Origin of the sequence: Citrobacter sp. Cpo045, assembly GCF_030332875.1 — a bacterium.
In the GTDB taxonomy this organism is placed as follows: domain Bacteria; phylum Pseudomonadota; class Gammaproteobacteria; order Enterobacterales; family Enterobacteriaceae; genus Citrobacter; species Citrobacter portucalensis.
The window spans coordinates 344,280-357,178 of the sequence record NZ_JAOWGZ010000076.1 but is presented as its reverse complement, the minus strand read 5'-3'; the positions used below and the strand labels follow the sequence as shown (position 1 = coordinate 357,178).

Sequence of the window (12,899 nt, the reverse complement as noted above, 5' to 3'; positions counted from 1 at the left end):
ACTTTCTCTCGTTTACTCGCCCTTTAATATATTTAATTGAGCGCAACCCCTACCCGATTTAATATAGCATTAATTGCCAAGGCATTATTTGATTTTTAAATTCATTAACTATTTAATCCGGCCTCATAAAACACAGTACTGGATTAAATGGCATGGGCGACCTTATTTATCTGAAGATAACAGGTGAGCGACAAGGCGATATCTCTTCTGGTTGTGGTACAGACGCATCGATAGGAAATCGCTGGCAGGAAAACCATCCTGATGAGATTTTTGCTTTTTCGCTCTCTAACGGATTAGTTAATACGGGTTCTGGTATTAATACCCGGGCGCTAAGATTTGAAAAATTAATTGATAAAAGCACACCGCTATTTATTAACGCCATCAATAACAATGAACGTCTGTTTATTGAAATTGATTTATGGCGAATAAACAGATTCGGCAGATGGGAACGCTACTATTATATTCAATTAAGAAATGCTTCGGTAAAAAGCATACAAACCTATGTGGCCCTAAACGAGCTGGATACCGAAGAAATTGCGGTATCGTATGACTATATTCTTTGCAAGCACCTGATTGCCAATACGGAGTTTGACTACCTGGCGTTGCCTGCTGAGTACAATCGTTTGTTTATACCGCCCCGCAATCAGCCGGCTAGTTCGATAATACCCGTTGCGAACCGACCTCCCCCCCCAGCACCACTCATTCCTGCAGTCACACCGGTCTATGCCAAATCCTGTCTGAAAGAGAAAGGCTGTACAGACGCAGGGAGCCGTGAAGAATCGGCTGAAAACTTCGGTCAGATGGCGGTTTTCGCACAATCTTCCGTTGATGATTGTTGCGGATATGCACAACCCGCAGAAGCCTCGACCACGCTGCCGATATTAGGTGGGCTGACGCAGGTGTGGGGCGAGTGGTCACTCGGTGGCATGCTCAGCGCCGCACGCGGCGTTCCTTATATCGGAGCGTTAGCTTCCGCGCTGTATATTCCGTCTGCGGGGACGGGCAGCGCACGCGTTCCCGGACGTGATGAGTTCTGGTATGAGGAAGAACTGCGGAAAAAGGCGCTGGTAGGTGGCACAGCCACAACCCGGGTTCGTTTTTTCTGGGGAACCGACATTCACGGTAAGTCGCAAGTCTACGGCGTGCATACCGGCGAAGGTACTCCGTATGAAAACGTGCGCGTCGCGAATATGCTATGGAATGATGGACACCATCGTTATGAATTTACGCCTGCCCACGACGTAGACGGGCCGTTAATCACATGGACGCCAGAAAATCCTGCGACGGGTGATGTACCTGAACATACTGGAAGCGATATTCCACCGCTTGATCAGCCAACAATTCTGGTGACACCCATCCCGGATGGCAAAAATGAGTACACCACGCCACCGTTCCTTGTGCCGGATGTCGCCGATTTTAACGATTATATTCTGGTCTTTCCGGCTGATTCAGGCATTCAGCCGATATATGTATACCTGAAAACGGCCCGGGACGAACCCGGTACAGCAACCGGCCACGGTGAAATTTTATCCGGAAATAATCGTTGGCTTGAGGCCGCCAGTTCAGGGCTGGGAGCGCCGATACCTGCACAGGTGGCAGATAAGCTGCGAGGAAGAACGTTTCGCAACTTTGACCATTTCAGAAGAGAGTTCTGGCTTGCGGTGTCAGAGTGCCCTGAGCTTATGAAGGATTTTAAACCTTCTAACCAAACCCTGATAAGAATGGGGTTAGCACCATATCCTGGTCCTTCAGAGCAAGTAGGTGGCAGAAGCACTTTTGAACTTCATCACTTAGAAGAAATCCAGCATGGCGGAGAAGCGTTTAATATGGATAATATAAATATTACTACTCCTCGCTTACATATAGGAATACATAAAAATGCTAATAGATAATGAAAAAACAATAAGCGATTACACTGAGTCAGAGTTCATTGATCTGCTATCTAACTTTTTTGAGAATAAACATGGACTAAATGCTAGTGATTTTGGTAAATTTATCGATAACCTACAACTACATGTAGTCAAAGTCACCCAGCATCCACTTGGTAATGGACTGATTTTCAATACTCCAGATGAGATTGAATGTTCACCCTTAGGAATATTTAAGGAAATAAAAAAGTGGAGAACATCTCATGGATTAGAGTTATTTAAAGATTCTAAATGAGCTATACAAAGAAACTTATTATAAAGGTGAGTATATGAATCATCTTAAAAAGATCGAAGACTACACCGAAGCTGAATTCATAGAACTCTTGAATGAATTCTCCGCAAATCCGCGCTATCAAGGCGAAATGGACCGTGAATCTTACATCGACTCATTAGTCGATCATTTCGATAAAATCGTGGATCATCCGGAAAGTGATGGATTGATTTTTTATCCGCCGGATGACAGGGAAGATAGCCCACAAGGCATCATTGATGAAATCAAAAGATGGCGTAAGTCCCAGGGACGAGCGTCATTTAAAGATTCAGAATAAAAACCTTCACAGGTAATGAAAAAACAAAATGAAAACCAATTTCAATATGTTAGGGAAAGATTATTTCATTGAAAATGTGAAGAGTATTTACGATGAGTTATCTACTATAGATTTTACCAAAACAGTATCAGAGGGGGCTATCCGACTAGATGAAGATTTATTTCAACTAACCCAAAATAATGGTGTTCTCATAGACATCGGCTGGTACCCCTCGCTTGACGAGAAAGGGGAGTTTCTTATCCAGGTTATATCGAATGGCGATTGGGATCACCCTATGATAAAAACATCCTCAGGATGGGATAAAAATGAGCTGATTGAAAATGTAAACGAGGTTTTAGGTCAGTTGCCTTTCATTTTAAAAGCTGAATAACCATTTCAAAAACAAATAATAGCACGCTGCAATGCAGAATATTATAAAGTTAAATATATAATTCATTTTAAACAAAAAATAAAAGACTACACTGAAGCTGAATTTATAGAATTTCTGAATGAATTTTTCAGTAACGTCCACAATCTGAAAGGAAGAGAACTTGAATCTCATATTGACTCATTAGTCGATCATTTCGATAAAATCGTGGAACATCCGGAAAGTGATGGATTGATTTTTTATCCCCCGGATGACAGGGAAGATAGCCCACAAGGCGTCATTGATGAAATCAAAAGAAGGCGTAAGTCCCAGGGACTCCCATCATTTAAAGAATCAACCTAAAAATTTCAAATCAAGTCGTTAAACATCAATACTAATTATAGAACCGCTTAGTTTTATACATCCAGGAAAATTAAAATGACAATAACAGTTACGGTTCAAGCTCAACTCATCGTCGGTGAAGCGCAGGTAATAGAAAGTTTGGCCCCAGAAGGTTCATACACGGCTGTATTTGAAGATGATGGTCAAACCGGATATTTCTATGCACTTGATGAATCTGCAGACGGAAATCCTATCAAAGATGCACTACATATTTACAATGCAGAAGACGTGTCAGATGGACATATCCCATCAGATGTGAAGATCGGTTGGTCAGAAGACAGTAAGAAATGTGTGTTGCTGATAAATGGTTACCCACACGGCGTCTTTAATTTTGAATCAAAGAATGGATACTGCCGGAGCGGTTTTCCACCTACAATCAATCAGGAGTGGTCTATCTTCGGGCATGCCTGGAATGATGCTGTCGACGATTTTTTCAGATAACAGGCATCAATACCCGATCGCCGGTTAGTCCGTTTTTATTGATACCTGATATTTTTTTCAGCGGACTTTTTCTCTATGCTGTATCAATACGTTAAACGCAGTATATAACTCAGGAGCATGGGATGCCTGTTTTGCAGTGGAGCCTGTTGTTTGTGCTATCGCTCCTTCTTTCCCTGCTCTTTCTGTTTATCCATCTTCCAGGCCCCTTGCTGCTCGGTTCGATGATCGTCGGCATCATCTTCAGTATGCGCGGCATCTCGCTGCATCCTCCTCGCTGCACATTTCTTGGCGCACAGGCGATTCTCGGCTGTATGATTGCCCAAAATCTGACTGGTTCAATCTTTACAACCCTTGCAGCCCACTGGCCGATGGTGATTGTTATCCTGCTGGCAACCCTTATCAGCAGCGCGATAATCGGCTGGCTGCTGGTTCGCTATAGTAATCTACCGGGGAATACCGGTGCGTGGGGCTCGTCACCAGGCGGTGCAGCTGCAATGGTCGCAATGGCCCAGGATTATGGCGCCGACATCCGGCTGGTGGCGTTTATGCAGTATCTGCGCGTACTGTTGGTGGTCGGCGCGGCAGCGCTGGTCACCCGGCTGGTGATGGGCGACCAGGCCCAAACGGTCAGTGAACAAATCATCTGGTTTCCGCCGCTAAGCGGCAATCTTTTCAGCACTCTGATGCTGGCCGCCGTTGCCGGCACGGCTGGACGCCTACTGCGTATTCCCTCTGGCGTTATGCTATTGCCAATGCTGGTGGGTGCCATGCTGAATGCAAGCGGAGTGATGGTGATTGAACTGCCGGAATGGCTACTGGCTATAGCCTACATGTCAATTGGCTGGCAAATCGGTCTTGGCTTTGACAAGCAGATCTTTTTGATGGCATTACGACCACTGCCACAGATCCTGTTGTCCATTTTTTCACTGATGGCGATCTGCGCAGCCATGGCCTGGGGACTGGCGCATTACATGCAGATCGACTTTCTCACTGCCTATCTGGCAACCAGTCCTGGAGGAGTGGATTCTGTTGCGGTGATCGCCGCAGGAAGCCACGCTGATATGGCGCTCATCATGGCGATGCAAACCCTGCGACTGTTCAGCATTTTGTTAACTGGCCCCGCAGTCGCGCGGTTTATTTCGGTGCACGCACCAAAACAACCCGCTTAGTGCTGACAACCCGGGCACCAGTAAAAGGGGCGCGAAGAGAGCATCGTTTTCTCGATTATTCCACCACAACGCTCACAGGTTTCGCCATCCCGATGAAAGACCTTAAAGCGAAACAACGCACCGTGATGTTTATTCTCGTCGACCAGGCCGCGGGTAGTATAAGACAGCCGCGGAATATCAAGCAGCGCATGTGCCAGTTTATCCAGTTGCTCATCACTAAGCTGCGACGCTTTATGCTGCCCGGTCAACCCAACCTGCCAGAGGATCTCTACCCGCAGGTAGTTACCTAATCCCGCCAGAAATGCCTGGTCCAGTAGCAGACCAGAAAACTGGCGATTGCGAAAACGCGGAGATAACAGACGCGCTTTAACCTCATCGGGCGTTAAACGTAAATCCAGTACATCTGGCCCTACCCGTTGCAGGAACGGATGGGTGGAGAGCTGTTCTGGCGTCAGCATTTCGATATCAGACGCGCTATAGAGCAGGATAGTTTTGTCGTGTGTCTGCAGCCTGACACGCAGTACCCGTGAAGTTTGCGGAATTTTGCCGGTATCCACCACTCGCCACACGCCATAGAGCTGATTGTGACTGTACAGCGTCAGGCCATTAGAAAAATGGGTCAGTAATGCTTTCCCCCGCGTTTCAAGCTGGGTAACACGTTGCCCAATCAGTTGAGATTGATACGGTTTTAACTGCTCAAAGGCAAACCAGACATCCGTCAGGGGTTTGCCTTTGACTGCCGCCTCCAGGTTATCCGCCGCGCGGCGGATCTCCGGGCCTTCAGGCATAATACTTTCCTTTGTTAATGTGTTGCACCGCCCGTCACTGCGATATCGCTTTCCACCTGAAAGGCGGTGGCAATCGCAATCTCCAGCGCACGGCGCACCGTTTCTGTCGCCATACTTGGCGCCCCGGGATGCTGCGCAGCCTGTTGCGGCAAATAAGGGATATGAATAAAGCCGCCCTTCACCGCCGGTACGTCGCGTAGTTTATGCAGCAGGCCATACATCACATGGTTACACACGAAAGTACCCGCAGTCTGGGAAACCGAGGCCGGAATTCCCGCGTTGCGCATGGCGACAACCATCGCTTTAATCGGCAACGTACTAAACCATGCCGCCGGGCCATCGACCACAATCGGCACATCGACCGGCTGTTGCCCCTGATTATCCGCAATACGCGCATCGTCAACGTTAATCGCCACGCGTTCCACGGTGATATCCGTGCGACCACCCGCCTGCCCCACCGCCAGCACCAGTGATGGCGACAACGCGTCAATCGCGGCGTTAAGTACAGCGAGAGACTCGCCAAAGACACACGGTAGTTGGCGGGCTATTACGCGGCATCCGCCGATAATAGCATTGTCGAGGCTCGAGACCACTTCCCAGGAAGGGTTAACTGACTCGCCGCCAAAGGGTTCAAATCCCGTGATGAGTACTGTTTTCATCCTTCCTCCTTACAGGAACATCAGGAAATACATCAGGAACACGTTGACCAGCAGCAGCAGTATGCCGGTTGGCACCTGCGCTTTAATCACCGCATTTTTGTCCGGTAGTTCCAGCAACGCTGCAGGAACAATATTAAAGTTCGCCGCCATCGGCGTCATCAGCGTCCCACAATAGCCGGAGAACATACCAATCGCCGCCATTACCGCTGGGTTGCCGCCGTGTTGCAGTACGAGGATTGGAATACCAATCCCAGCGGTCACGATCGGGAAAGCAGCAAACGCATTACCCATAACCATGGTCAGCAATGCCATGCCGATGGTGTACACCGCCACCGCGATAAAGCGACTATCCACCGCCAGATATTCCTGCGTCAGGTATGAAATGCCGCTACCGACACCCGCCGCTGTAAACAGCAACCCAAGCGTAGCCAGAATCTGCGGCAAAATGAACGCCCAACCAATGGAGTCCAGCAGACGGCGTGCCTCCTGAATCGGTTGATGCACCCGCTCATGGGTCATTTTTATCGCCATCGCCAGACCAATCAACGAGCCCGCTGTCATTGAAAAGAGCGTTACCAGCGTGGCGTGATTACCCGGCCCGAACAGCGCATCCTGTAAGCCCGGAATATGGTTGAACATCAGTACGCCAATGACCGTTACCACCGGGATCGCTAATGCCGGGAAAAACAGGCGGTTGCCCAGGCGGCTGGCGCTTTCTTCGCGTTGTTGCTGCGTGCGTTGATGGTAGCTTCCCAGCTTCACACCGCCAAAACCCGCGATCAGGGCCAGCACAACCACCGCAACGCCGACGGCAATATGCACTGCGCGTTTATCGCCAAACAGCGAGTATGTCCAGTCACCAAGCAGAAACAGTACGCCATATATGCCCCAAAACAGGCCTGTGGTGAAACGGCGCGGGTTTGCTTTGTCCTGCCAGGACATCAGCGCCACAATCAGTAATACCGCACCTGCCAGCCAGTAGAGATAGCTTTGTTGAAAATTCATTTCGCTTCCCCTTTCGCTGCGGCATTCGCTTTCGCCACTTCACGTTGCAAATAGCTATCCAGACGCCACAAACGCGTGCCGTGGATCAGGAAAGCACAAATTGCCGTCGGGATCCCCCACAAGGCGATATGCAGCGGTTCGGTCTGGATCCCACCAGACTCCAGCATAAAGTTGTGCATGAATATGATCGCGCCGAAGGCAACAAAGATATCTTCACCGAAAAACAGCCCGACGTTATCGGTCGCCGCTGACATTGCGCGCAGGCGATAGCGAACCGCGCCGGGTATCTCGCCGTGATTTTTCTCGGCGGCCCCTTCCGCCATTGGCGCCAGCAGCGGGCGCACCATCTGCGGATGCCCCCCCAGGCTCGTCAACCCTAACGCAGCGGTCGCTTCACGAATGAACAGATAGACAATAAGCAGACGGCCACTGGTGGCACTGCGGATTTTCGCAATCCACGCCTGAGCGCGCTCTTTGAGTCCGTGACGTTCCAGCAGGCCAATAACCGCCAGTGGGATCAGCAGGATAAACGGCAGGTTGCGGGTGTTAAGAAAACCTTCACCCAGCTTCTCGAGGATGGTGGCGATCGGCATATGCGCCGCCAGTCCCGTGACGATCCCGGCAATAATAACCACCAATACCGGATTAAAACGTAAAAGAAATCCGACCACGATGACGGCGATCCCCGTCAATGGCCAGAGAGAAATTACCTCTCCCATAATTCATTCCCGTATATGTTGTTGTGTAATATGTTGTTGTTTTGTATGGTAAATCTTATGCACCAATTTCAATATTGCATGCATTAAAGGCGCTACGCAAGCGACGGGCAAAAGCGAGTGCGTGCTCGCCATCCCCATGAATGCATACCGTCTGGGCGGTTACGCTTGCCCATGTTCCACTTTGGCTTTTTACTCTGCCGGATTGCACCATTTCTAACGTTTGCGCCAGCGCCTGCTCTTCATCCTCAATCAGTGCGCCCGGCTGGCTGCGATGTACCAGACTGCCATCGGCCTGATAACCCCGATCGGCAAAAACCTCCTGACGCGTTATCAAGCCATAGTGTTCTCCAGCGCGAATCAGTTCGCTTCCCGCCAGCCCGACCAGAACCAGCGACGGATCGCAGGCATGAACCGCTTTCGCAATCGCATCGGCCAATTGAGGATCTTTCGCCGCCTGGTTATAGAGCATGCCATGCGGTTTGACATGGCGCATCACGCCACCTTCTGCCCGCGTGATGGCAGCCAGCGCGCCAATTTGATACAGCGTCTGTGCATACACCGTTTGTGCAGGCAGGGTCATGGCGCTACGACCAAAATTTTCCCGATCCGGAAAGCTGGGGTGCGCGCCTACCGCCACACCATTTTTTAACGCATCACGCACGCTTGAGAGCATAGTTTGCGCATCGCCAGCGTGAAACCCACAGGCGATGTTGGCCGATGACACCAATTGCAGCAACGCTGCATCGTTCGCACATCCCTCACCGAGGTCTGCATTGAGATCAATTTTCATTGTTAAGTCGCCATGCTAACTGTTCCAGATAACGCTGCTGGTCGTACCGCGCCTTCAGCGCTTCCTCCAGCGAACACTGCACAAAATGAATCGGCTGACCGAGCGGGATCTGCGCCAGATGATACATATCTGCCTCGATAATACAGGCGATGCGCGGATAGCCACCCGTCGTCTGAGCATCGTTCATCAGCACGATTGGCTGGCCATTATGCGGAACCTGCACCACGCCGGGGAGCAAACCATGCGACAGCAGCTCGCGATCGGTCGTGCGCGTCAGCGGCTGCCCCTGAAGACGATACCCCATACGGTTACTTTGTGGGCTAAGCTGCCACGGCGAGCGCCAGAAAGAGGCCTGCGATACCTCATCAAACTCCTGATATTCAGGGCCGGGCAGTGCGCGAATCAGATTACCCCACATCAGTTGTTTTACACCTTGTGGCCCGTTGAATTGCCGGGTAGATACGCCAATCGCCAGTCGATCGCCATCACGCAGCAGACGCCCATCAAATCCACCAATGCCCACTTTCAGATCGGTACTACGCGAGCCCATCACTTCGGGAACATCAATACCGCCCGCTACCGCCAGATAACTGCGCATGCCATGAAGCGGACGTTTTAGCGTCAGGCGCTGCCCGGCTTTTACCGGTAACCGCCATCCGCTCCATACTGGAGTACGATCCAGATGCGCTTCGCATCCGGCTCCGGTCAGGGCAAACCAGCCATCGGCTTCAAACTCCACCACCAGTTGCCCCAGCGTGATTTCCAGCGCTGCGGCATTCGCATCATTACCCACCAGCAGGTTGGCCACGTTCAGCGCCGGTTTATCCAGCGCGCCACAGTGACTGATTCCGGATTGACGAAAACTATGGCGTCCCCCGTCCTGTACTGAGGTGTACATGCCAGCGCGGATGATGTTTAACATATCCCCTCCTTCTGCGGGACAAAACGCACGGTATCGCCAGCCCGTAACAGAATCGGCTCCTCCCGTTTTGGATCAAATAACGAAACGGAGGTACGTCCAATCAATTGCCATCCACCAGGTGTTGCAAGCGGGTAGATCCCCGTTTGAGATCCACCGATACCGACAGAACCTGCCGGAACAAGCAAACGCGGTTCCGCACGTCTGGGGGTATGCAGCTGTTCAGGTAAGCTCCCGAGATAGGGAAATCCCGGCTGAAAACCGATAAACCACACCACATAGTCAACTGACGCATGAAGTTCGACGACCTGCTTGTCGCTTAATCCACTGTGTCGGGCGACCTCTGCCAGATCGGGGCCAAACTCACCACCATAGGTCACAGGTATTTCAATAAAACGTGAATCCGGCTCCAGTGCTTCGCTCTCTTCCCACCAGCGCTGCAGGCGTTCAATCGCATCCAGCGCCAGCGTTTGCGGGTCGCGTAGAGTAACCGTGATATTGTTCATTCCCGGAATAGCTTCAAGCACATTCGGGGCGTCAACTAAACGCTGAGCCAGACGCCAGATGCGTTTCTGAGTCGCCAGCGTGATGGGGGGCTCCAGTTCGAGAACCACCGCCGTTTCACCTAACAGATAACAACGCGCTCGCTGCACTTTCATCCCTCTTTATTACGCTGGATTAGGTATATCGATAAAGGTTACGTCCAGATCGGTATTTTCATTCAGCCATTCGCTTAATGCGCGAATGCCGCCGCGTTCGGTCGCATGGTGACCGGCAGCATAAAAATGCAGCCCCTGCTCGCGGGCTGAGTGAATGGTTTGCTCAGAGACTTCACCGGTAATAAAGGCGTCGACACCAAATCGGGCTGCGCTATCAATAAAACTTTGACCGCCCCCGGTACACCAGGCAACGCGCTGAACTTTCTCCGGCCCGGTATCACCGCACCATAACGGTTTACGACCTAAACGCGCTTCAATCCACGATGCCAGCTCAAGCCCCGGAACCGGCATGGAGAGTTCTCCCCATGGCACCAGCGGTTCAATTTCCCCCATAACGGTGATTCCCAACAGCGCGGCCAACTGCGCGTTATTCCCCAATTCCGGGTGTGCATCCAGCGGCAAGTGCCAGCCATACAGGTTGATATCATTTTCTAACAGCGTTTTCAGACGATTGCGCTTCATGCCGCGAATAACCGGAGATTCGCCTTTCCAGAAATAGCCGTGGTGAACAATAACCGCATCCGCTTGCTGGCGTACCGCCTCGTCCAGCAATGCCTGGCTTGCAGTCACACCGGTCACGATTTTATGCACCGTCTCTTTGCCCTCAACCTGCAAACCATTCGGCGCATAATCGCTAATGGCGGCGCTGTTTAGTTTGTCGTTGATCAGTTGTTCCAGTTCGGTGTTTTTCATCATCGTCCTCGTAGTCATCATTTCTGCCTGCCCAATCAGCAACACAGCTTAGGTTAAAATAGCGTCCCCGCCTGCGTTCGTCGATAGCCATTTCACTGACACATAAAGAAACAATCACACCCGCTTTGAACGTGATTTGCTTACCACTACTCGATCTAATTCATGTATATTTATGCAATCAGACAGCATATTGCAAAAATAATCAGATCTGTATCAAAGTTACAACTTTAAGGAAACACACTCGCGCAGCACGTTCAGCCAGTCGCGAGGCATTTACTTCGAGAAAATAATGAATAAACAAGCATCTCAACCACGGGCGATTTACTACGTCGTCGCGCTACAAATCTGGGAATACTTCAGTTTTTACGGCATGCGTGCGCTGCTGATCCTGTATCTCACTAACCAGCTTAAGTACGACGATAATCACGCATATGAACTGTTCAGCGCCTACTGCTCGCTGGTCTATGTCACCCCTATTCTCGGGGGATACCTGGCCGATAAAGTGCTCGGCAATCGAATGGCGGTGATGATCGGCGCATTTTTAATGGCGGTAGGACATCTGGTATTGGGTGCCAGCGAAGTGGCCCCGGCGTTCCTCTATTTGTCGCTGGCGATAATTGTCTGCGGCTACGGTCTGTTTAAATCAAATATCAGTTGCCTGTTGGGCGAGTTGTATCAACCTGAAGACCCGCGTCGCGACGGTGGATTCTCTCTGCTTTACGCTGCTGGTAACATAGGTTCGATTATTGCCCCTATTGCCTGTGGCTACGTGCAGGAAGAATACAGCTGGGCGATGGGCTTTGCGCTGGCTGCCATCGGCATGCTGGCAGGGCTGGTGATATTCTTATGTGGTAATCGCCATTTCGCCCACACCACCGGCGTCAACAAGGCCGTTCTCTGTGCTAAAACCTTTATTCTGCCAAATTGGGCCTGGCTGTTAGTTTTGTTGGTTGCCGCACCGCTGCTGATTACCGTGCTGTTCTGGAAAGAGTGGTCCGTTTACGCACTGATTGTTGCCACCATTATTGGTCTGGCAGTTCTGGCGAAGATTTATCGCCAGGCACAGACGCAGAAACAACGCAAAGAGCTGGGGCTTATCGTCACGCTGACCTTCTTCAGCCTGTTGTTTTGGGCCTTTGCTCAACAGGGCGGCAGTTCGATCAGCCTGTATATCGACCGCTTCGTTAACCGCGATATTCTGGGGTATTCCGTCCCTACCGCGATGTTCCAGTCGGTTAACGCTTTTGCCGTTATGCTGTGCGGTATCGTACTGGCGTGGGTAGTCAAAGAAAGCGTGAGTGGCAATCGTACCGTACGTATCTGGGGTAAATTTGCCCTTGGCCTCGGCTTAATGAGCGCTGGGTTCTGTATTCTAACCTTGAGCGCTCGCTGGTCCGCTGCTTACGGCCACTCTTCCATGCCGCTGATGGTACTTGGGTTGGCGGTCATGGGCTTTGCCGAACTGTTTATCGATCCGGTGGCAATGTCACAAATTACGCGTATTGAGATCCCTGGTGTTACTGGCGTATTAACCGGCATTTATATGCTGCTTTCCGGTGCCATCGCCAACTACCTGGCTGGTGTTATCGCCGATCAGACCTCACAAGGCTCGTTTGATGCTGCGGGCGCTATCAACTACTCTATCAATGCCTATATTGATGTCTTTAGTGAAATTACCTGGGGCGCGCTGGCCTGTGTGGTGCTGGTGCTGCTGATTTGGCTGTACCAGTCGCTTAAGTTCAGAAACCGTTCACTGGCGGTAGAATCCTGAGT

The 12,899-nt window shown here is 50.7% G+C and carries 16 protein-coding genes; 8 read left to right on the top strand and 8 right to left on the bottom strand.

Translation table 11 applies throughout. From position 1 onward, the window contains the following. The first annotated feature begins 152 nt into the window (after window positions 1-152). The 7 genes from tssD to OGY13_RS05365 all read left to right on the top strand — a co-directional run bounded on the left by tssD (window position 153) and on the right by OGY13_RS05365 (window position 4,834). Window positions 153-1,892 (top strand): type VI secretion system tube protein TssD, encoded by a 1,740-nt coding sequence (tssD, locus tag OGY13_RS05395; protein WP_213752992.1) that lies wholly within the window; start codon window positions 153-155, stop codon window positions 1,890-1,892. Further along, window positions 1,879-2,163 carry a bacteriocin immunity protein gene (locus OGY13_RS05390; RefSeq protein ID WP_137366193.1) on the top strand — a complete coding sequence of 95 codons (285 nt, stop codon included), beginning with the start codon at window positions 1,879-1,881 and terminating at the stop codon, window positions 2,161-2,163. Before tssD ends, OGY13_RS05390 begins: the two co-directional genes overlap by 14 nt. Window positions 2,164-2,197: 34 nt before the next feature. Continuing rightward, window positions 2,198-2,476: a bacteriocin immunity protein gene (locus OGY13_RS05385; protein WP_167819709.1), complete on the top strand. Its 279-nt coding sequence runs from the start codon at window positions 2,198-2,200 to the stop codon at window positions 2,474-2,476. Between the two features lie 28 nt (window positions 2,477-2,504). After that, window positions 2,505-2,846 carry a hypothetical protein gene (locus tag OGY13_RS05380; protein ID WP_186413589.1) on the top strand — a complete coding sequence of 114 codons (342 nt, stop codon included), beginning with the start codon at window positions 2,505-2,507 and terminating at the stop codon, window positions 2,844-2,846. 15 nt (window positions 2,847-2,861) lie between these two features. After that, a complete protein-coding gene (locus tag OGY13_RS05375; protein WP_338140061.1) occupies window positions 2,862-3,185 on the top strand; it encodes a bacteriocin immunity protein in 324 nt (107 codons plus the stop codon). Window positions 3,186-3,260: 75 nt separating this feature from the next. Continuing rightward, window positions 3,261-3,665: a DUF2251 domain-containing protein gene (locus OGY13_RS05370; RefSeq protein WP_213752663.1), complete on the top strand. Its 405-nt coding sequence runs from the start codon at window positions 3,261-3,263 to the stop codon at window positions 3,663-3,665. Between the two features lie 122 nt (window positions 3,666-3,787). Then, a complete protein-coding gene (locus tag OGY13_RS05365; RefSeq protein WP_008784134.1) occupies window positions 3,788-4,834 on the top strand; it encodes an AbrB family transcriptional regulator in 1,047 nt (348 codons plus the stop codon). Here the strand turns inward: OGY13_RS05365 and nei are convergent. The 8 genes from nei to ybgI are packed head-to-tail and all read right to left on the bottom strand — an operon-like array spanning window position 4,831 to window position 11,126. Then, window positions 4,831-5,622 carry an endonuclease VIII gene (gene nei / locus OGY13_RS05360; RefSeq protein ID WP_048214670.1) on the bottom strand — a complete coding sequence of 264 codons (792 nt, stop codon included), beginning with the start codon at window positions 5,620-5,622 and terminating at the stop codon, window positions 4,831-4,833. The genes OGY13_RS05365 and nei overlap by 4 nt on opposite strands. Window positions 5,623-5,636: 14 nt before the next feature. Continuing rightward, window positions 5,637-6,281 carry a pyroglutamyl-peptidase I gene (pcp, locus tag OGY13_RS05355; RefSeq protein WP_186413591.1) on the bottom strand — a complete coding sequence of 215 codons (645 nt, stop codon included), beginning with the start codon at window positions 6,279-6,281 and terminating at the stop codon, window positions 5,637-5,639. Between the two features lie 9 nt (window positions 6,282-6,290). Beyond that, window positions 6,291-7,286 carry a DUF979 domain-containing protein gene (locus OGY13_RS05350; RefSeq protein WP_032942722.1) on the bottom strand — a complete coding sequence of 332 codons (996 nt, stop codon included), beginning with the start codon at window positions 7,284-7,286 and terminating at the stop codon, window positions 6,291-6,293. Next, entirely contained in the window at window positions 7,283-8,005 is a 723-nt protein-coding gene (locus OGY13_RS05345) for a DUF969 domain-containing protein (RefSeq protein ID WP_003831395.1), read from the bottom strand. The genes OGY13_RS05350 and OGY13_RS05345 overlap by 4 nt, the downstream gene beginning before the upstream one ends. Window positions 8,006-8,060: 55 nt before the next feature. Next, entirely contained in the window at window positions 8,061-8,795 is a 735-nt protein-coding gene (gene pxpA, locus OGY13_RS05340; protein WP_186413592.1) for a 5-oxoprolinase subunit PxpA, read from the bottom strand. After that, a complete protein-coding gene (pxpC, locus tag OGY13_RS05335) occupies window positions 8,785-9,717 on the bottom strand; it encodes a 5-oxoprolinase subunit PxpC (protein WP_128611449.1) in 933 nt (310 codons plus the stop codon). The genes pxpA and pxpC overlap by 11 nt, the downstream gene beginning before the upstream one ends. Then, the gene (gene pxpB, locus OGY13_RS05330) at window positions 9,711-10,367 is read right to left on the bottom strand and encodes a 5-oxoprolinase subunit PxpB (RefSeq protein WP_003831391.1); all 657 of its coding nucleotides are present in this window, start codon (window positions 10,365-10,367) and stop codon (window positions 9,711-9,713) included. Before pxpB ends, pxpC begins: the two co-directional genes overlap by 7 nt. A gap of 15 nt (window positions 10,368-10,382) precedes the next feature. Next, window positions 10,383-11,126 carry a radiation resistance protein YbgI gene (ybgI, locus tag OGY13_RS05325; RefSeq protein WP_003831390.1) on the bottom strand — a complete coding sequence of 248 codons (744 nt, stop codon included), beginning with the start codon at window positions 11,124-11,126 and terminating at the stop codon, window positions 10,383-10,385. 289 nt (window positions 11,127-11,415) lie between these two features. Here ybgI and dtpD point away from each other — a divergent pair, with 289 nt between their 5' ends. Further along, window positions 11,416-12,897, top strand: coding sequence for a dipeptide permease DtpD (gene dtpD, locus OGY13_RS05320; RefSeq protein ID WP_186413594.1), 1,482 nt, complete (start codon window positions 11,416-11,418; stop codon window positions 12,895-12,897). Window positions 12,898-12,899 lie beyond the last annotated feature (2 nt).

Excerpts from the sequence above, each read along its gene's own strand:
- tssD (WP_213752992.1), top strand. The coding sequence starts at position 153 with ATGGGCGACCTTATTTATCTGAAGATAACAGGTGAGCGACAAGGCGAT.
- OGY13_RS05390 (WP_137366193.1), top strand. The coding sequence starts at position 1,879 with ATGCTAATAGATAATGAAAAAACAATAAGCGATTACACTGAGTCAGAG.
- OGY13_RS05385 (WP_167819709.1), top strand. The coding sequence starts at position 2,198 with ATGAATCATCTTAAAAAGATCGAAGACTACACCGAAGCTGAATTCATA.
- OGY13_RS05380 (WP_186413589.1), top strand. The coding sequence starts at position 2,505 with ATGAAAACCAATTTCAATATGTTAGGGAAAGATTATTTCATTGAAAAT.
- OGY13_RS05370 (WP_213752663.1), top strand. The coding sequence starts at position 3,261 with ATGACAATAACAGTTACGGTTCAAGCTCAACTCATCGTCGGTGAAGCG.
- OGY13_RS05365 (WP_008784134.1), top strand. The coding sequence starts at position 3,788 with ATGCCTGTTTTGCAGTGGAGCCTGTTGTTTGTGCTATCGCTCCTTCTT.
- nei (WP_048214670.1), bottom strand. The coding sequence starts at position 5,622 with ATGCCTGAAGGCCCGGAGATCCGCCGCGCGGCGGATAACCTGGAGGCG.
- pcp (WP_186413591.1), bottom strand. The coding sequence starts at position 6,281 with ATGAAAACAGTACTCATCACGGGATTTGAACCCTTTGGCGGCGAGTCA.
- OGY13_RS05350 (WP_032942722.1), bottom strand. The coding sequence starts at position 7,286 with ATGAATTTTCAACAAAGCTATCTCTACTGGCTGGCAGGTGCGGTATTA.
- OGY13_RS05345 (WP_003831395.1), bottom strand. The coding sequence starts at position 8,005 with ATGGGAGAGGTAATTTCTCTCTGGCCATTGACGGGGATCGCCGTCATC.
- pxpA (WP_186413592.1), bottom strand. The coding sequence starts at position 8,795 with ATGAAAATTGATCTCAATGCAGACCTCGGTGAGGGATGTGCGAACGAT.
- pxpC (WP_128611449.1), bottom strand. The coding sequence starts at position 9,717 with ATGTTAAACATCATCCGCGCTGGCATGTACACCTCAGTACAGGACGGG.
- ybgI (WP_003831390.1), bottom strand. The coding sequence starts at position 11,126 with ATGAAAAACACCGAACTGGAACAACTGATCAACGACAAACTAAACAGC.
- dtpD (WP_186413594.1), top strand. The coding sequence starts at position 11,416 with ATGAATAAACAAGCATCTCAACCACGGGCGATTTACTACGTCGTCGCG.